Origin of the sequence: Bacilliculturomica massiliensis, from assembly GCF_900605495.1 — a bacterium.
GTDB lineage: Bacteria > Bacillota > Clostridia > Peptostreptococcales > Anaerovoracaceae > Bacilliculturomica > Bacilliculturomica massiliensis.
Window position 1 is genome coordinate 829,626 of sequence record NZ_LR027603.1, and the last position, 16,953, is coordinate 846,578.

At 54.6% G+C, this 16,953-nt stretch carries 16 protein-coding genes; 15 read left to right on the top strand and 1 reads right to left on the bottom strand.

Annotated features, from left to right (window positions below):
• Nucleotides 1–134 precede the first annotated feature (134 nt).
• The 15 genes from E0E37_RS13125 to E0E37_RS13195 all read left to right on the top strand — a co-directional run bounded on the left by E0E37_RS13125 (nt 135) and on the right by E0E37_RS13195 (nt 15,241).
• Nucleotides 135–1,076 (top strand): dimethylarginine dimethylaminohydrolase family protein, encoded by a 942-nt coding sequence (locus E0E37_RS13125; protein ID WP_207302966.1) that lies wholly within the window; start codon nt 135–137, stop codon nt 1,074–1,076.
• A gap of 44 nt (nt 1,077–1,120) precedes the next feature.
• Entirely contained in the window at nt 1,121–2,740 is a 1,620-nt protein-coding gene (locus E0E37_RS13130; protein WP_130863469.1) for an ABC transporter substrate-binding protein, read from the top strand.
• Nucleotides 2,741–2,857: 117 nt separating this feature from the next.
• Complete coding sequence (locus E0E37_RS13135) at nt 2,858–3,799, top strand: ABC transporter permease (protein ID WP_130863470.1); 942 nt, start codon at nt 2,858–2,860, stop codon at nt 3,797–3,799.
• A 3-nt stretch (nt 3,800–3,802) separates the two neighbouring features.
• The gene (locus E0E37_RS13140) at nt 3,803–4,696 is read left to right on the top strand and encodes an ABC transporter permease (protein WP_130863471.1); all 894 of its coding nucleotides are present in this window, start codon (nt 3,803–3,805) and stop codon (nt 4,694–4,696) included.
• Nucleotides 4,697–4,722: 26 nt separating this feature from the next.
• Complete coding sequence (locus E0E37_RS13145) at nt 4,723–5,742, top strand: ABC transporter ATP-binding protein (protein ID WP_130863472.1); 1,020 nt, start codon at nt 4,723–4,725, stop codon at nt 5,740–5,742.
• A complete protein-coding gene (locus E0E37_RS13150) occupies nt 5,729–6,766 on the top strand; it encodes an ABC transporter ATP-binding protein (protein WP_130863473.1) in 1,038 nt (345 codons plus the stop codon). The genes E0E37_RS13145 and E0E37_RS13150 overlap by 14 nt, the downstream gene beginning before the upstream one ends.
• A gap of 274 nt (nt 6,767–7,040) precedes the next feature.
• The gene (locus E0E37_RS13155; RefSeq protein ID WP_130863474.1) at nt 7,041–7,625 is read left to right on the top strand and encodes a GNAT family N-acetyltransferase; all 585 of its coding nucleotides are present in this window, start codon (nt 7,041–7,043) and stop codon (nt 7,623–7,625) included.
• A gap of 17 nt (nt 7,626–7,642) precedes the next feature.
• Complete coding sequence (locus E0E37_RS13160; RefSeq protein WP_130863475.1) at nt 7,643–8,827, top strand: cysteine desulfurase family protein; 1,185 nt, start codon at nt 7,643–7,645, stop codon at nt 8,825–8,827.
• An 81-nt stretch (nt 8,828–8,908) separates the two neighbouring features.
• Complete coding sequence (thiI, locus tag E0E37_RS13165) at nt 8,909–10,120, top strand: tRNA uracil 4-sulfurtransferase ThiI (protein ID WP_130863476.1); 1,212 nt, start codon at nt 8,909–8,911, stop codon at nt 10,118–10,120.
• 89 nt (nt 10,121–10,209) lie between these two features.
• Nucleotides 10,210–10,590 carry an STAS domain-containing protein gene (locus E0E37_RS13170; RefSeq protein ID WP_130863477.1) on the top strand — a complete coding sequence of 127 codons (381 nt, stop codon included), beginning with the start codon at nt 10,210–10,212 and terminating at the stop codon, nt 10,588–10,590.
• An 11-nt stretch (nt 10,591–10,601) separates the two neighbouring features.
• Complete coding sequence (gene spoIIAB / locus E0E37_RS13175; protein ID WP_130863478.1) at nt 10,602–11,042, top strand: anti-sigma F factor; 441 nt, start codon at nt 10,602–10,604, stop codon at nt 11,040–11,042.
• On the top strand, nt 11,032–11,763 hold the full coding sequence (locus E0E37_RS13180; protein WP_130863479.1) for a sigma-70 family RNA polymerase sigma factor: 732 nt from the start codon (nt 11,032–11,034) through the stop codon (nt 11,761–11,763). The genes spoIIAB and E0E37_RS13180 overlap by 11 nt, the downstream gene beginning before the upstream one ends.
• A gap of 188 nt (nt 11,764–11,951) precedes the next feature.
• Nucleotides 11,952–13,091, top strand: coding sequence for an acyl-CoA dehydrogenase (locus E0E37_RS13185; protein WP_130863480.1), 1,140 nt, complete (start codon nt 11,952–11,954; stop codon nt 13,089–13,091).
• 20 nt (nt 13,092–13,111) lie between these two features.
• A complete protein-coding gene (gene etfB / locus E0E37_RS13190) occupies nt 13,112–13,912 on the top strand; it encodes an electron transfer flavoprotein subunit beta (protein WP_130863481.1) in 801 nt (266 codons plus the stop codon).
• A gap of 21 nt (nt 13,913–13,933) precedes the next feature.
• A complete protein-coding gene (locus E0E37_RS13195; RefSeq protein ID WP_130863482.1) occupies nt 13,934–15,241 on the top strand; it encodes an electron transfer flavoprotein subunit alpha/FixB family protein in 1,308 nt (435 codons plus the stop codon).
• Between the two features lie 199 nt (nt 15,242–15,440).
• Here the strand turns inward: E0E37_RS13195 and E0E37_RS13200 are convergent, their stop codons facing one another.
• Nucleotides 15,441–16,883 carry an aminotransferase-like domain-containing protein gene (locus tag E0E37_RS13200; RefSeq protein ID WP_165445357.1) on the bottom strand — a complete coding sequence of 481 codons (1,443 nt, stop codon included), beginning with the start codon at nt 16,881–16,883 and terminating at the stop codon, nt 15,441–15,443.
• Between the last annotated feature and the right edge of the window lie 70 nt (nt 16,884–16,953).

Genomic DNA, 16,953 nt, shown 5'->3' on the forward strand with positions numbered 1-16,953 from the left:
AATCCCTTTACGTTCGTAAAGTTTTTTTTACATATGGTCGAAAAATGGGGGGCATCCATTTGGCATAATATTTGCAATTTATCACAAGTAGATTTTATTCGCTATTGTGTACGATTTGCAAGGAGGAGATAAAGTTGGCAGAAATAAGAGACATTGACGCGCTGGCCGGAGAAAGATGGTTTCCCTATGAATCGTCGATCACCGACGATATGACCAAGCTGTGGGGCGACTGGGGCGTATGCTCGGAAGTCGATACTCTGAGGGCGGTTCTGATGCGTCGGCCGGGAGAAGAGATCGAGAATTTTGACTGGCAGGCCATGCGCTTTAAGGCGCCTATTGATCCTGAAAAGTTCAGAGCGCAGCACGACGCGCTCACGGATATCTACAGGGCTCACGGAGTGCAGGTCCACTACATCGAAGAACAGCGGGGAGATCGCCCGAACGCTTTGTTCTGCAGGGATCTGGTATTCATGACTCCAGAGGGAGCCATCGTGACGCGGCCGGCCATGGACGCCAGACGCGGAGAAGAGCGCTACGCAGCGAAGAAGCTGGCTGATCTGGGCGTTCCCATCATCCGCACGATCTGCGGCGGCGCCACCTTCGAGGGAGCCATGGGTCTTTGGATCGACCGCCATACTGTAGTTCTGGCTTCCGGCGTGCGCACAAACCGGGAAGGCTACGAGATGGTCGAAGCGGAGCTGAAGCGCATGGGCGTCACCGATGTTCTGCACATGCAGATCCCCTATGGACACGCGCATATCGACGGCCTTCTGAATATGGCAAGTCACGATGTAGCGATGATCCACGCGTCTCAGGTACCCTACGATATCTGCGATGCGCTGAAGAAGAAGGGGATCAAGCTCCTGGAGTGCCCGTCCCGCGTAGAAGCGAAAGAGGGACTGGCGATCAATTACGTCGCCATTGAACCTGGACTGATCGTTATGCCTGCGGGAAATCCCAGAAGCCAGGAACTCCTGGAGAAAAACGGGATCCGCGTCATTACGGTGGACTTTGATGAGGTCTTAAAAGGATTCGGTGCGATCCACTGCTGCACCGCGTTCTTAAAGAGGGGCTGATTTCGCAACTGAATCGGCACTGTTAGATAAAAAAGGAGGAGAATATGAAAAAGAACATGAAAAAGCTTTTGGCACTTGTCCTTGTTCTTGCCATGGCGCTGACGGTATTCGCCGGCTGCGGAGGCGGTGATTCCGGATCCGGAAGCGGCGGCACCGCCGATGATTCGACGCTGCGCATCCGTCTGCGCACGGCGCTTCAGAGCGCCGACTGGCAGCAGTGCGCGGTGTTCGAGAGCTCGCAGATCATCTGGGTTCAGGTCTTTGAAGGGCTTTACGGCATGGACGAGGCCCACGGCGGATATTACAATCTGCTGGCCAAGAACATCGATGTCAGTGAAGACGGGCTGACCTATACGGTGGATCTGGTGGACGCCACCTTCCAGAACGGGGACCCGCTGACGGCTGAGGACGTGGCCTACAGCTATGGAGTTGCCATGGAAAACCCCAGATTCGATTACGTTACTTCCATGATCAACAACGTAAAGGCTGTGGACGACAAGACCGTGGTCATTACGCTGGATTACCCGTACTCCGCGATCTCTCATACCTTCTGGACCATCAAAGTCTACAGCAAGAGAGAGTATGAGGAAGCGAAGGCAAACGGCGTAGAGTTCGGAACCGTGCCGCACACTGCAGGAACCGGTCCTTACATCATCACCGAATACGACGTATCTGCAGGATTGAAATTGAAGGCTTATGAAAACTACTGGAAGGGAGCTCCGGATATCAAGAACGTGGAATACCGTCTGATCACCGAGGATTCCGCAGCAGTCATCGCCTACGAAAACGGCGAGCTGGATTATCTGACCAACGTTCCGCTCTCCGACTGGGATAATATTAAGAAAGCGGCGGGAGACAACTGTGAGCTGATCAAGAACAACGACGTTCTGTTCGTGGGAATCAACTGGGCGTCGCCGACCAACAACAACATTCTGGGCAACCAGAAGGTACGCGAAGCCATCTTCTACGCGGTGAACAAGGCCAATATCATCAAGGCCGCCACCAGCGATTACGGAACCCCGGCTTACGAGTACATGCCTTCCGAGTACGTAGCGACTTCTCCGAAGGTGTCCGACGGAAAATTCAAGACCTTTGACTACGACAAGGACGCCTGTCATCAGGCGCTTCTGGACGCAGGCTACACAGAGGACGAGATCAAAGCCGGCATCGATGTGGGAACCATTCTGACCTATGGAACCGAGACTTCCGAGAAGGGCAAGGCCGCTGTAGTACTGCAGGCCTGTCTGGCGGAGAACGGCATGAAAGCACAGGTAGAACTGGGCGAATCTGCTCCGATCACCGCGCGCATGTACGATCAGGATTATGATATCGCGATCTACTATGACAGCGGAAACTACGACTACAACAATATCAGACAGCAGCTTCACTCCGAATCGAAGGGTATGTACATCATCCGCTACAAGGCGGACAACAGCCCCTTCAACTGGCAGCGTATGGAAGAGCTGATCACCATGGGCGTGTCCACGGCTGACGAGAAAGAGCGGTACGATATCTATACCGAGCTCTGGAATATGACCATGGAGACGGCGACGATCCTGCCGCTGTACCACAGCGCTCTGGGCGTGGCCTGGTCCGACAGAATCGACATAGGCGACGTCAACCCATCCTTCTATCACATTACAGATTTTAGCTGGACCGAATAAAATCGAAGGGATGAAAATTCCGATATCCTGGTTCCGCCCCCGGCCGCCGAGCACGCACACACCCTCGCCGGCCGGGGGCAGGGTATCGGAATCTTTCATATAAATTGGAGGGTAACAATGCATAAATATGTTATCAAAAGAATCTTGTTCCTCATTCCAACCATTATCGGCGTCACTCTGATCATCTATTTCGTCATGAACCTCACGCCGGGCGACCCCGGCAGAGCGATCCTGGGCACAGGAGTGCCGCAGGAAGCCATCGACGCGTACAATCACAACCTTGGATATGACCTGCCCTTTTTTCAGAAGTTCCTGAATTACCTGTATAATATGTTCATCAATCATGATTTTGGGATTTCCTATGTGACGAAACAGTCCGTCTTTGCGGAGATCTGGCCGCGTTATATGGTGACGCTGAAGCTGGCATTTATCGGCGTGGTGATCTCAGCTCTGCTGGGGATCCCCCTGGGCATCTATTCCGCGGTGAAACAGTATTCTCTGATGGATACGATACCATCTCTGGTGTCATTCTTCCTGGCCGCAGTCCCTACCTTTGTACTGGGACTTGTGCTGCTGTACTTCTTCTCATTAAAGCTCAACTGGCTGCCCTCCTACGGCCTGGAAAGCTGGAAAGGCTATATTATGCCGGCCCTGGCGATCTCGATACCAACGGCGGCGCAAAACTTCCGATTTACCAAGTCCTCCATGCTGGAGGCCATACGACAGGATTACGTCCGCACCGCGCGGGCCAAGGGCGCGCCGGAGAGCGCGGTGATCTGGAAGCACGTTCTGAAGAACGCCCTGCTTCCCGTTATCACTCAGATCGGCATGAGCCTGGGCATGCTCCTCTGCGGGGCTGTGGTAGCCGAACAGCTCTTCTCGGTACAGGGGATCGGAAGTCTCATCGTGGAGCGTATTACTTTTAAGGACGAGCCCATCATCATCGCAGGGACCATCCTGATTTCCATCTGCTTTACGGTAGTCATGCTCATCGTGGATATCATTTACGCCTTTATCGATCCGCGGATCCGTGCCAAATATACGAAAGCCAGGGGGTAAGACATGTTCAAGAAGAATAAGGTGAATGCGGAGACCCTGGACGGGTATGTGAGCCAGGGAAAATGGAAAGAGATCTGGAGACGTTACAAAAAGAGCAAAGGAGCGATGATCGGCCTGATCATGATGGCCGCCATGGCGGCGGTGCTGATTCTGGCGCCCCTGTTCGTATCCTATGAAAGCGCTACCACGCAGGATTTTTCGCTGATGCTGGCGACGCCCTCTGCGGAGCACATCTTTGGAAACGACGGCTACGGCAGAGACATTTTTGCCCGTATCATTTACGGCGGAAGGACGTCGGTGGCCATCGCCCTGATCGCCACGGTAACGTCCTGTATCGTGGGAAGTATGCTGGGCGCTGTCGCCGGATATTTCGGAGGCAGGACGGACAGCCTGATCATGCGCTCCCTGGACATTTTTATGTCGGTGCCGGACATTTTGTTCACCATGGCCGTGGTGTACGCGCTGGGGGCCAACTTTGTCAATCTGATCGTCGCGCTGACTCTCGCTTATTTTACAAACTATGTGAGACTTGTGCGGTCCGAAGTGCTGACGCTTTCTGAGCAGGACTACGTGGAGGCGTCCAGAGCCGGCGGCGCCAACGGACTTCGGATCATTCTCTCACACATCATCCCCAACGCGGTGGGCGTTATCATCGTCAACACCACGCTGAATATTGCCAAGATCATCCTGTATGAAGCTACGCTGAGCTTTTTGGGACTGGGCATGCCGGCGCCGCAGCCTGAGTGGGGACAGATGCTGTCGGAGGCCCGGGAGTATATGAGAAATACGCCGCACCTGATGTTTTTCCCAGCCGCAGCGATCATCATCACCGCCTGTTCTGTCAATCTGGTGGGTGACGGACTGCGAGACGCGCTGGATCCACACTTGAAATCATAATAAGCGCAGGAGAGGGAGGAACCATTATGGGCGAAAAGGACGAAAAGCTGATCCTGGACATCCAGGATCTGAAAGTCATATATAAGACGGACATCGAAACGGTGGAGGCGGTAAACGGAATCAGCCTCAAAATTGAAAAAGGAAAAACGCTGGGGCTCGTGGGCGAGACAGGGGCGGGGAAGACCACCACGGCTCTGTCCATACTCAGACTGCTGCCCCAGGCCACCGGGCGGATCTTAAGCGGTAAGATCTGTTTTGACGGAGAGGATCTGCTCACGAAAACCGAGGACGAGATGCGCGCGGTCCGCGGGAACCTGATCTCCATGGTGTTTCAGGATCCCATGTCTTCCCTGAATCCGGTGTACACGGTGGGACAGCAGATCGGCGAGGCCATCAAGCTGCACAATCATGACCTGTCCCATGAGGAAGTCGAAGGGCGGATCGACGAAATGCTTCAGCTGGTCGGCATCATGCCTTCGCGAAAAGCGGAGTACCCCCATCAGTTTTCCGGTGGAATGAAGCAGAGAGTGGTGATCGCCATGGCGCTCTGCTGCGAGCCGGAGCTTCTCATCGCCGACGAGCCTACAACGGCTCTGGACGTTACCATACAGGCCCAGGTCCTGGCCATGATACGGGAGCTGAGAGAAAGACTGGGTACGTCTATGCTGATGATCACCCACGATCTGGGGATCGTGGCGCAGATCTGCGACGAAGTGTGCGTGATGTATGCCGGAAAGATCGTGGAGTCCGGCACGGTGGAGGACCTGTTCCGGGGAGAGAAGCATCATCCCTATACGGTGGGCCTCTTTGATTCGATTCCCAATATTTCATCCCGGGCGACCAGACTGAAACCGATTCCGGGTCTGATGCCCGATCCCACGAACCTGCCTGTGGGATGTGAATTCGCGCCCCGGTGCGAACACTGCATGGAGATCTGCAAAAAGGAGAAACCGCAAGTATATTCAGAGGGCACACATAAATTTTATTGCCATTTGTTTGACAGCGAGAATCTAAAAACAGGAGGCAGTGAAAATGAAAGCAAATGAAAATAATATCCCCGCCAGGACCCCTTTGATCGAGACGCGGGATTTAAAAAAATATTTTAAGGTGAACGGCGGAAGGATGCTGCACGCCGTGGATTCCATCAACCTGAAGCTGTATTCCGGCGAGACGCTGGGCGTGGTGGGCGAATCGGGCTGCGGAAAGTCCACTCTGGGCCGCACGCTTCTGAAGCTCATCGAACCTACGGGCGGGCAGATCCTCTACGACGGACAGGACATTACGAAGCTGAACACGAGGAAGATGCGTCCGCTGCGCAAAGAGATGCAGATCATATTTCAGGATCCCTATTCCTGCATCGACCCCAGAAAGTCGGTGGTGGATACGATCTCTGAGTACATGCAGATCCACAAAGTATTTCCGAACCACCAGCAGACCATGAACCGCGCCATTGAGCTGATGGACCTGGTGGGTCTTGCCCGGCGCTACGCCAACTCCTACCCCCATGAGCTGGACGGCGGGAGACGGCAGCGCATCGGCATTGCACGGGCCCTGTCCCTGAACCCCAGGTTTATCGTCTGCGACGAACCTGTGTCCGCTCTGGACGTATCCATTCAGGCCCAGATCCTGAATCTTCTGATGGACCTGCAGGACGAGCTGGATCTGGCATATATGTTCGTCACCCACGATCTGTCTGTGGTCAAGCACATCTCCAATCACATCATGGTAATGTATCTGGGGACCTGCGTGGAGCTGGCGGAATCGGAGGAGCTGTTCCGAAATCCGCTGCATCCGTATACCAAGGCGCTGCTGGCCGCCATCCCTGAACCCAATCTGGACAGCCGGGACAAAGAGTTTCAGATCATCAGGGGCGAGGTATCGAGTCCCATCGATCCCAAGCCGGGCTGCCGTTTCGCGGCCCGCTGCGAACACTGCATGCCCCAGTGCACCCAGGAGAATCCGAAGTTTACGGAGACCAGTCCGGGACACTATACAGCCTGTTTTCTGGTGAACGGAAATAATCCCGGCGGACAGACCAGTGATACGGGCGGAGAGACGGGCGGCAGGTAGAAAGGACGGGAGGCCGTGCCCATCCCTGAAGATGAATTAATATGACGCTGTACGACGCTCGGAGGCGCCGGTCCACAGAAGACCGGCGCCTTTTCCATGCGGTCAGGGAAAAGATCCGGCGGACGGTCCGGGGAGCTCCCCGATCCAGTTCGCCGGAGTTTCCCCGACGCCGCAGGAGGTCGCAGAAGAATTGCGGTAAATCTTGCGGTTTGTCCAAATTGTAGGTATAATAAAGATTCAGGTACGTCAATGTTTAAAATCGAGGAGGTCAGCTATGCTGCGACTGCGTCCCTACAACCGCCGTGATGCGGAGACTATAGTCCGATGGATCAAGGATGAAGTCACCTTCCGCAAGTGGAGTGCGGATCAGTATGAAAAATATCCCGTGGCGGCGGAGGATATCAACCGGTATTACGCCGAACACGAGGAAGCCGGAAACTTCTTCGAGATGACGGCTTTTGATGAAAGCGGACCTGCAGGCCACATGATCATGCGGTTTACGGACGAGGAGCAGATGGTCCTCCGCTTCGGATTCGTCATCGTGGACGACAGCAGAAGGGGCATGGGCTATGGCCGGGAAATGCTCACGCTGGCGCTGGAGTATGCCTTCGGGATATTGAAGGTAAAAAAAGTGACCCTGGGCGTATTCGAAAACAATGAAAATGCGCATCGGTGCTATACGGCTCTGGGATTCAGGGAAGCGCAGGAGACGGAGACGGTCTCCTATTCCATTCTGGGCGAAGAGTGGAACTGTATCGAACTGGAAATGGAGCGGAGCCGGTACATAGAATGCCGCCCGTGGTTGATCGAGCCGCAGACGTCGGCGGATCCGGCGCAGCGGTTTTATGAGAAAGAATAGAAGAGGAATGCGACAATATGTTTGTATATCTGGACAACAGTTCTACCACCAGACAGCACGACTGCGTGACTGATCTCATGGTGAAAATGATGAGGGAGGACTTTGGAAACCCCTCGTCTCTGCACCGCATGGGCGTCACGGCGGAGAAGGCGCTGAAATCTGCAAGGAAACAGACCGCGCTGTCTCTGGGAGTGGGGGAAAACGAGATCTATTTTACGTCCGGGGGCACGGAGGGAGACAACACAGCTGTCTTCGGGGCCTGGGAGGCGGGAAAGCGCGCGGGGAAAAAGATCCTGACCTCCGCGGTGGAGCATCCCGCCGTTCTGGAGGCCTGCCGCCGGCTGGAGCGCCTGGGCGCGCAGGTAGTGTACCTGGGCGTGGACAGAGAAGGAAGGATCGATCTGCAGCAGCTGAAGGATGAGCTGACGGAGGATGTGATCCTCATCACGGTCATGCATGTGAACAATGAACTGGGCACGGTGCAGCCGCTGGAAGAGATCGGAAAGCTGAAGCGGGAAGCGGAAAAGCGCTGGGGAACCAGGATCCTCTTCCACACCGATGCGGTGCAGTCCTACGGCAAAGGGCCGGTTGAGACGGACCGCTGGGGGGTGGACATGCTTTCTGTCAGCGGCCATAAGATCCACGGTCCGAAGGGGATCGGGGCGCTCTATATCCGCAGCGGAGTCCACATGCCGTCCCTTGTATGGGGAGGGGGCCAGGAAAAAGGGTTTCGTTCCGGTACGGAAAACATGCCGGCCATCGCCGGGCTGGGGCTTGCGGCGGAGATCACGGCCGAAGGCCGGGAGGAAAGGATCGCCAGGCTGCGGGAGCTGAAAGCCCGTCTGCTTTCCGGCATCGAAGACAGCCTGCCGGACGTGAGAGTCAACAGCCCCCTGGGAGAAGACTGCAGTCCCTCTATTCTGAATGTGAGTTTTTCCGGCTGCCGGGGCGAGGTTCTCCTGCACATGCTGGAACAGAAGGACATCTACGTGTCCACCGGCTCGGCGTGTTCCTCTCACAAGAAGGGAAGCCACGTATTGTCCGCAGTCCGCCTTCCCGATGAAGCAATCGAGGGCGCGGTGCGCTTCAGCCTGTCGGAATACAACACGGAGGAGCAGATCGATTTTGCGGTAAAGGAGCTTGCTGCAGCGGTGGAGAGCCAGCGGAAGCTCCGCAGTGCATTCGGAAAAAAGAAGCGTTAAGACGGAAGACTCGTCTGCGGGGCAGGGACGCCGCAGGGTAAGAATACGGGGAATCACACATAAGGAAGGATGTCAAATTCGATGACAGAAGAGAGAAACACTTACATCGTCCGCTGCGGAGAAGTGGCGCTGAAGGGGCAGAATAAGCCGTATTTTGAGCGCATGCTGGTGGAGCGGATCAAAAAAGTACTGAAAAAATTTGAGGGGATCGAAGTGAAGCGGGTGGAGGGCTTGATCTTCGTCAAGACGCCGGCTGATCTTTCAAAAGATCTGGTGCTGAAAAACGTGGGCCGGGTTTTTGGCGTGGATTCCATCAGTCCGGCGGTGGAGATCGATATTTCTGAGGGGGACGCGGAAGCGATCCTGGACCGGATCGGACGTGCCGCTGTGGAGTATATGCAGAAGCTCATCGAGGAAAAGGGCGTGAAGACCTTCAAAATAGATGCGAAGCGGGCCAACAAACAGTTTCCTGTGGAGTCGCCGCAGATCGGGCGGATCATCGGAGCGAAGGTGCTCATCGGATGTAAAGTGCTGTCCGTGGACGTTCACCATCCGGACTGCGTTCTCTTCGTGTCGGTGAGAAGAGGTCTCGCCTATGTCTACGAGCAGAAGGTGGCCGGTTTCGGCGGCCTGCCTCTGGGCACCAACGGCAAGGGGCTCGTGCTGCTTTCCGGAGGGATCGACAGCCCGGTGGCCGCGTTTATGATGGCCAAGCGCGGCATGTGGATCGACGCCGTGCATTTCCATTCCTATCCCTACACCAGCGACCGGGCCTGGGAAAAAGTGCAGGATCTGGCGAAGATCGTTTCCCAGTACTGCGGCCGCATCCGGATCCACAGCATCAATCTGCTCCCTATACAGGAGGAGATCGTCAGAAACTGTCCTGAGGAAGAGACGACGATCCTGGTGCGGCGATTCATGATGAAGATCGCGGAGCGGGTGGCCAAGGAGACGGACTGTCTCATGCTCATCACCGGTGAAAACCTGGGTCAGGTGGCCAGCCAGACCGCCGAGGCGCTGGTGGTCACCGACGCGGCTGTGCAGATGCCGGTCATGCGGCCGCTCATCGCGATGGACAAGGTGGATATCATGAAGATCGCCAGAGAGATCGACACCTACGAGACGTCGATCCTGCCCTATGAGGACTGCTGCACCGTATTTCTGCCCAAGCATCCGGCCACAAAGCCGAAGCTGCAGCGGATCCTGGAATCAGAGAGCAGGCTGGACTGCGAAACCCTGATCGGGGCGGCGCTGGAAAACAGAGAAACGGTCACCATCTATCCTGAGGACTAGGCTCGACAAAAGAACAGAAATTCCCCCTTTATCTCTTAAGGACAAGACTGCCCCGCAGCGGTATAATCTTTAGAGAAGGGGGTATTTTTATGAGGATTTTGAATGAGATGACGGATGATATACTGATCGCCCGGCTGGAAGGAGAGCTGGATCACCACTCTGCGGCAGAGGTGCGCTCTGCTATCGACGAAACACTGGATGCGTTCTGCGGAAGGCATCTGATTTTTTGTTTTGAAAAAGTAAGTTTTATGGACAGCGCCGGCATAGGCGTGGTCATGGGACGATATAATAAAGTGAGGGAAAACGGCGGTATGGTTTTTGTCACGGACTGCAGCGAGTATGTAGAGCGGATCCTTTCCATGGCGGGAATATTTACCATAGCGGGTTACTGCCGGACCGCAGAGGAGGCGATCGCACAGTGCAGAAAGATCACCAGAGAAGAAGAGCAGACTGAGATACAGAAAGGATAAGGAGGCGCAGTATGGAATATTTGAACGAGATGAAGCTGGAATTTTTGAGTAGATCGGAAAACGAAGCCTTTGCAAGAGCTGCCGTCGCCGCGTTTGCCGCCCAGCTGGATCCCACGGTGGAGGAGTTGACAGAGATCAAAACGGCCGTGTCGGAAGCGGTGAGCAATGCGGTCATCCACGGCTACGGCCACGAGACCGGACGGGTGACGGTGGAGGTGAAGCTGACGAAGGACCGCAAGGTGATCTTTTCCGTCACGGACGACGGCGTGGGCATCGAAAACATCGAGCAGGCCAGAGAGCCGCTTTACACGTCCAAGGCCGACGAAGAGCGGTCGGGGATGGGCTTTACGGTCATGGAGAGCTTTACGGACCGCATGGAGGTTACTTCCGCACCCGGAGAGGGGACCCGGGTGGTCATGATGAAACAGCTGGATTCGGCCTATGAGTTATAGCGCGGCGCTGAGAAAAGAAGATACATATGATCTGATCGCCAGAGCCAGGGCGGGAGAAGAAGACGCCAAGGAACTTCTGGTCAGTCAGAATACGGGTCTGGTCAAAAGCATCGCTCTGAAGTTTACTTCGGCGGGCTATGAGCTGGACGATCTCATGCAGATCGGATTTATCGGACTGCTGAAGGCGGTGGAGCGGTTTGACACCGGCTACAACGTGATGTTTTCCACCTACGCGGTGCCCATGATACTGGGAGAGATCAAGCGGTATCTGCGGGACGACGGAAGGATCAAGGTGGGAAGACAGGTCAAGCAGGACATACGGCTCATGAAGCGGACTCAGGAAGAATTTTGCCAGCGGGAGGGCCGACACCCCAAGGTCAGCGAGCTGGCGGCGCTTATGAAAACGGATGTGGAGCACGTGGTGTCGCTGATGGAGGCGGCGGACGCGCTGGGAAATCCGGAAAGTCTGGACGATCCGGAACGGACGGCCCAGCACAGCAGCGGAAACTATAAAGAGGAGGAGGACCGGCAGGTGGACATGATCCATCTGAAGGCCGTCATCGGCAGACTGGGGGAGCGGGAGCGCCAGATCATTGTGCTGCGCTACTTCCAGGATATGACTCAGCAGCAGATCGCGGACCGCCTGGGCATATCCCAGGTACAGGTTTCCCGTCTGGAAAAGAAGGTCCTTTCGTCTCTGAGAGAAGAAATGATCCCATGATTGTCGATCCGTGACGAAATAAAGGAGAAAAGCGAAAAAAAACAAAGAAAAATGCAACTACATCTTGCAAAGTGGCGCAAAATGTAGTTTACTAATATTGTGTGCTGTTAATAATATAACAATTTGTTGGCGGCCGCTCAACCTGTCACAAAGGTGAACCTGTTAAATCATAATAAGGAGGCATAAACATGAACTTTCAATTAACGAAAGAACAAGAGTTTGTAAGAAAGATGGTAAGAGAGTTTGCTGTTAATGAAGTGGAACCTCTTGCCGCTGATGTCGACGCCGAGCACAGATTCCCGACGGAAACCGTTGAGAAAATGGCAAGGTACGGCCTCATGGGCATCCCGTTCCCGAAAGAGTACGGCGGCGCGGGCAGCGACCATATTTCTTACGCGATCGCAGTGGAAGAGCTGTCAAGAGTATGCGCTACCACGGGTGTTATCGTGTCCGCGCACACCTCTCTGTGCTGCTGGCCGATCTTCAACTATGGTACAGAAGAGCAGAAAGCAAAATATCTTCCCGATCTGCTGGCAGGAAAGACACTGGGCGCTTTCGGTCTGACCGAGCCCAACGCAGGAACCGACGCCAGCGGTCAGCAGACAAAAGCGGTCGACATGGGAGATCACTGGCTGCTGAACGGAAGCAAGGTGTTCATCACAAACGGTGGTTATGCCGATGTATTTGTAGTAATGGCGATGACGGATAAGTCCAAGGGCAACCACGGCATCAGCGCCTTCATCGTAGAGAAGGGATTCCCGGGATTCTCCATCGGAAAGACCGAGGACAAGTTGGGAATCTGCGGATCCTCCACCACTGAGCTGATCTTCGAGGACTGCGTGGTTCCGAAGGAAAATCTGCTGGGCGAGGTCGGAAAGGGCTTCAAAGTCGCCATGTCCACGCTGGACGGCGGACGTATCGGTATCGCTTCCCAGGCTCTGGGCATCGCGCAGGGCGCGCTGGATGTAACGGTAGACTACATGAAGGCCAGAAAGCAGTTTGGAAGAAGCATTTCCAAATTCCAGGCTCTGCAGTTCGAAATGGCTGATCTGAAAACGAGAATTGAAGCCTCCAGACTTCTGGTTTACAGTGCAGCCAACAAGAAGGATAAGCACCTCCCCTATGGCCCTGACGCTGCTATGGCGAAATTGTTTGCTGCTGAGACGGCGATGCACGTTACCACCAAGTGCGTACAGTTCCACGGCGGATACGGCTACACGAAGGATTATCCGGTAGAGCGTATGATGAGAGATGCCAAGATTACCGAGATCTACGAAGGTACTTCTGAAGTTCAGAAGATGGTAATCGCGGGCGCTCTGTTTAAATAAGTGAGAGGGAGGAAATTAGAATGAGAATTATTGTTTGCGCAAAGCAAGTTCCTGATACAAGTGAAGTTAAGATCGATCCGGTAAAGCACACCATCATCAGAGAAGGTGTTCCCAGCATTCTGAATCCGGACGACGCCAATGCACTGGAAGAAGCCCTGAAGATCAAAGACCAGTATCCCGATACGGTCATCTCCGTCGTCACCATGGGACCTCCGCAGGCGAAAGATATGCTGATCGAGTGTCTGGCGATGGGAGCCGACGAGGGCGTACTGCTGTCTGACAGAGCCGTAGGCGGTTCCGACACATGGGCCACCTCCAACGCGCTGTCCGCAGCGATCAAAAAGATGGGTCACTACGACCTGATCTTCGCCGGACGTCAGGCTATCGACGGAGACACCGCGCAGGTCGGTCCGCAGATCGCTGAAAAGCTGAACTTACCCCAGGTTACATATGTAACCGAGTTCGCTATCGACGACAACATGAAGGATATTACCGTCAAGAGATCTCTGGAAGACGGATATGAAGAAATCAAGATCCAGACCCCCTGTATGCTGACCGCGATCAAAGAACTGAACGCGCCCAGATACATGAGCGTCAGCGGTATCGTTCACGCCTGCAGCTCCGAGGCCGACATCAAGGTCTGGAACGCCAAGGATGTGGAAGTAGATCTGGATACCGTAGGTCTGGACGCTTCTCCGACAAACGTATATCGTTCCTTTACTCCGGCGCCGAAGGGCAAGGGAATCATCATTGAAGCCGACGGCGTAAAAGAACAGGCGAAGGAACTTCTGATCAACCTGAAGTCCAAGCACGTGATCTAGTGAAGAAGGAGGAGTAATAAAATGGCAATCATTGTTAATAAAGAAACCTGCAGGGGATGTCAAATTTGTGTCAACAAATTTGAGTGCCCGTTTGATGCGATCGAGTTCAACAGCGCCGAGAAGAAGGCGTTTATCAATGAGAAATGTACAGCCTGCAACGCCTGCCTGAAGGTCTGCCCGTTCAACGCCTTTGAGAAGACCGGCAGCGACGAGGAAGTAGATCTGTCCGCTTACAAAGACGTTTGGGTATTTGCTGAGCAGAGAGACGGCAAGCTGATGAACGTGGCGAAAGAGCTGATCGGCGAAGGTCACAGACTGTCCAGAGAGATCAGTGAAGATACCAGCGTCTGCAAGGTCTGCGCTGTTCTCGTGGGAGACGGCATCGACGGCCTGGCCAAAGAGTGCTTCGAGTATGGAGCCGACGCGGTCTACCTGCTGGAAGATCCGCTGCTGAAGAACTTCACCACCGACGGCTACACAAAGGTGATCACCGATGCGGTCCACGAGTACAAGCCGGAGATCGTTATCTACGGCGCGACTCACATCGGCCGCGACCTGGCTCCCCGTGTGGCTGCCAGACTGAACACCGGTCTGACCGCAGACTGCACCAGACTGGACGTAAAAGTTTCCAGCTACATCGACTATGCGAAGAAGAACACCACGCTGGATACTTCCGATCTGGATCCCGAGTCCGATGATAAGGGTCTGAAGCAGACGCGTCCGGCCTTCGGCGGAAACCTGATGGCTACCATCATCTGCCCGAAGACGAGACCGCAGATGTCCACCGTACGCCCCGGCGTAATGAGCAAGAGAGAGAGAGATCCTCAGGCCACCGGCGATATCATCAAGGTCGATGTTAAGCTGGCGGAATCCGATATCAGAACCAAGATCGTGGAGATCGTAAAGGCTGCCAAGGAAATGGTATCCCTGACCGACGCCGACATCATCTGCTCCGGCGGACGTGGTCTGGGCGGTCCCGAAGGCTTCGAACTGATCCAGAAGTTCGCCGACAAGGTAGGCGGAGTTGTGGGTTCCTCCCGTGCCTGCGTGGATAACGGCTGGATCGATCACTCTCACCAGGTCGGACAGACCGGAACAACCGTTAAGCCGAAGATCTACTTCGCCTGCGGTATCTCCGGAGCCATCCAGCACCTGGCCGGAATGCAGAATTCCGAGATCATCGTTGCCATCAACAAAGATCCCGACGCTCCGATCTTCGGCGTTGCCGACTACGGCATCGTGGGCGACCTGTACAAGGTTATCCCTGAGATCATCGAAGAGTGGGAGAACGCGGAAGCGCTGTTCGACGCTCGTCAGGCCGGCAAATAAAAACCGGCGGTACGGGCGCTGCATCTGCTGATGCCGGCGCGGTCCGGCAAAGAGCGGGCAGCCGATGAAAACAAGATAGAATCAAAGGCGGTTGTAAAACAGCCTGAATAAAAATTCCCTGGGGCATCTCTCGATGCCCCAGGGAATTTTTTTGGCTGATGTGCGGTTCTGGACGGAAAGACTGTTTTGCCTGCCGGCTTCACTGGTTTTCGCGTATGGTATCCGCTAGGATCTTCAGGGCCTTTTCGATATTCTTCCGGGAGAGACCCGCGTAGGAAAGACGGATATGATCGCCGGGCTGGGTAGAATAGACTGCCTCAGGGTTGACTAAGACGCCGCGCTCGATACAGCGATAAAAGAGCCTGGTCATGGAAACTGGCCGGGTGATATGCAGCCAGATATAGATGCCCCCCTGAGGCGCGTCCCACCGGGCGATGTCCGTAAAGTATTTGTTCAGTATCTCCAGCATAAAGTCCCGCCGGATCTTCATTTCGCGGCGGAGGGAACTCAGGTGCGTTTCGTAAAGCCCCGTGCGCAGCAGTTCGCTCATAGCCAGCTGGGACAAGGTGCTGGCGCCGGTGTCGACCTGCGTTTTGATATCGGCAAGGCGATCGATCACCTGTTTGGGACCCACGATCCAGCCCAGCCGCAGGCCGGGAAAAAGCACCTTGGAGCAGGTTCCGATATATAGTACCAGATCGTTGTCGTCGTAAGCCTTTAACGGCCGGGGCGCGTCGCTGCCGAAATAGATCTCCCGGTATGAATCATCCTCGATAATGGGCAGTTTTCTGGTCCGGCACAGGGCCATCAATTCCTTTTTCTTTCCTTCAGTCATTACAGATCCAGTAGGGTTATGCATGTTTGGGATCGTATATAAAATCGAAGCTTTTGTCTGAATATGCGTCTTTTCCAACACGTCCAGTTTTATCCCCTGATCGTCGATGGGAACTCCGTAGAGCTTCATGCCGGCGGATTGAAATATGTTGACGAAATAGATCCAGGAGGGATTTTCCGTCAGAATGGTGGAGCCTTTGTGCAAAAGGCCTACTGCGATCAGATAAATGGCCTGCAGCGCCCCGGATACGATCAAAAGCTGATCGGGAACGACCCGAATGCCGCTCTTCTTCAGATATTTGCAGAGTTCAACGCGCAGGGAGCAGGTGCCGTTTTGATGTTCATATCCCAGTTTCTCCGCATCTGTCAGGCAGCTTTCAGATATCAGCGTCATCACATCTTTCTGAAAGAGTTCCGGAGCGATCTCCGGCCGGCTGAGACAGAGCATGTTTTCCTGATGCTCATAATAATTGATCGCGCGCACGATGTTTTTATTTGCCTGATAGTTTCCGGCCTGTATGTAAGAGACCCAGTCAGGCGGCGGGGGCGCGTTTCGGGATATGTGGTCGTTTTTCACCGACGTGCCGGATTTTCCTCTGCTTTCCAGCAGGTCTTCCGCTATCAGTTCGTCCAGAGCTGTAATGATCGTGCTCCTGTTTACATCGAACTGCCTGGCCAGCTGACGCTGAGTGGGAATCTTTGCGCCGATGGGAAGCTGACCTGAAGCGATCTGATGGCGAAGGAAATCGCGGATCTGTACATAAAGGGGAGTGGGACTCATTTTATCGGGTTTCCAGTCCTTGAACACAGGGTACCTCTCATGATTTATGGTTGGGATGGGCGATGCCAAAGCCGTTATTCGTATGGGCATTCTGATT

Bases quoted from the DNA above. Each gene is read 5' to 3' on its own strand.
- E0E37_RS13130 (WP_130863469.1), top strand. From the start codon at position 1,121: ATGAAAAAGAACATGAAAAAGCTTTTGGCACTTGTCCTTGTTCTTGCC.
- E0E37_RS13135 (WP_130863470.1), top strand. From the start codon at position 2,858: ATGCATAAATATGTTATCAAAAGAATCTTGTTCCTCATTCCAACCATT.
- E0E37_RS13140 (WP_130863471.1), top strand. From the start codon at position 3,803: ATGTTCAAGAAGAATAAGGTGAATGCGGAGACCCTGGACGGGTATGTG.
- E0E37_RS13145 (WP_130863472.1), top strand. From the start codon at position 4,723: ATGGGCGAAAAGGACGAAAAGCTGATCCTGGACATCCAGGATCTGAAA.
- E0E37_RS13150 (WP_130863473.1), top strand. From the start codon at position 5,729: ATGAAAGCAAATGAAAATAATATCCCCGCCAGGACCCCTTTGATCGAG.
- E0E37_RS13155 (WP_130863474.1), top strand. From the start codon at position 7,041: ATGCTGCGACTGCGTCCCTACAACCGCCGTGATGCGGAGACTATAGTC.
- E0E37_RS13160 (WP_130863475.1), top strand. From the start codon at position 7,643: ATGTTTGTATATCTGGACAACAGTTCTACCACCAGACAGCACGACTGC.
- thiI (WP_130863476.1), top strand. From the start codon at position 8,909: ATGACAGAAGAGAGAAACACTTACATCGTCCGCTGCGGAGAAGTGGCG.
- E0E37_RS13170 (WP_130863477.1), top strand. From the start codon at position 10,210: ATGAGGATTTTGAATGAGATGACGGATGATATACTGATCGCCCGGCTG.
- spoIIAB (WP_130863478.1), top strand. From the start codon at position 10,602: ATGGAATATTTGAACGAGATGAAGCTGGAATTTTTGAGTAGATCGGAA.
- E0E37_RS13180 (WP_130863479.1), top strand. From the start codon at position 11,032: ATGAGTTATAGCGCGGCGCTGAGAAAAGAAGATACATATGATCTGATC.
- E0E37_RS13185 (WP_130863480.1), top strand. From the start codon at position 11,952: ATGAACTTTCAATTAACGAAAGAACAAGAGTTTGTAAGAAAGATGGTA.
- etfB (WP_130863481.1), top strand. From the start codon at position 13,112: ATGAGAATTATTGTTTGCGCAAAGCAAGTTCCTGATACAAGTGAAGTT.
- E0E37_RS13195 (WP_130863482.1), top strand. From the start codon at position 13,934: ATGGCAATCATTGTTAATAAAGAAACCTGCAGGGGATGTCAAATTTGT.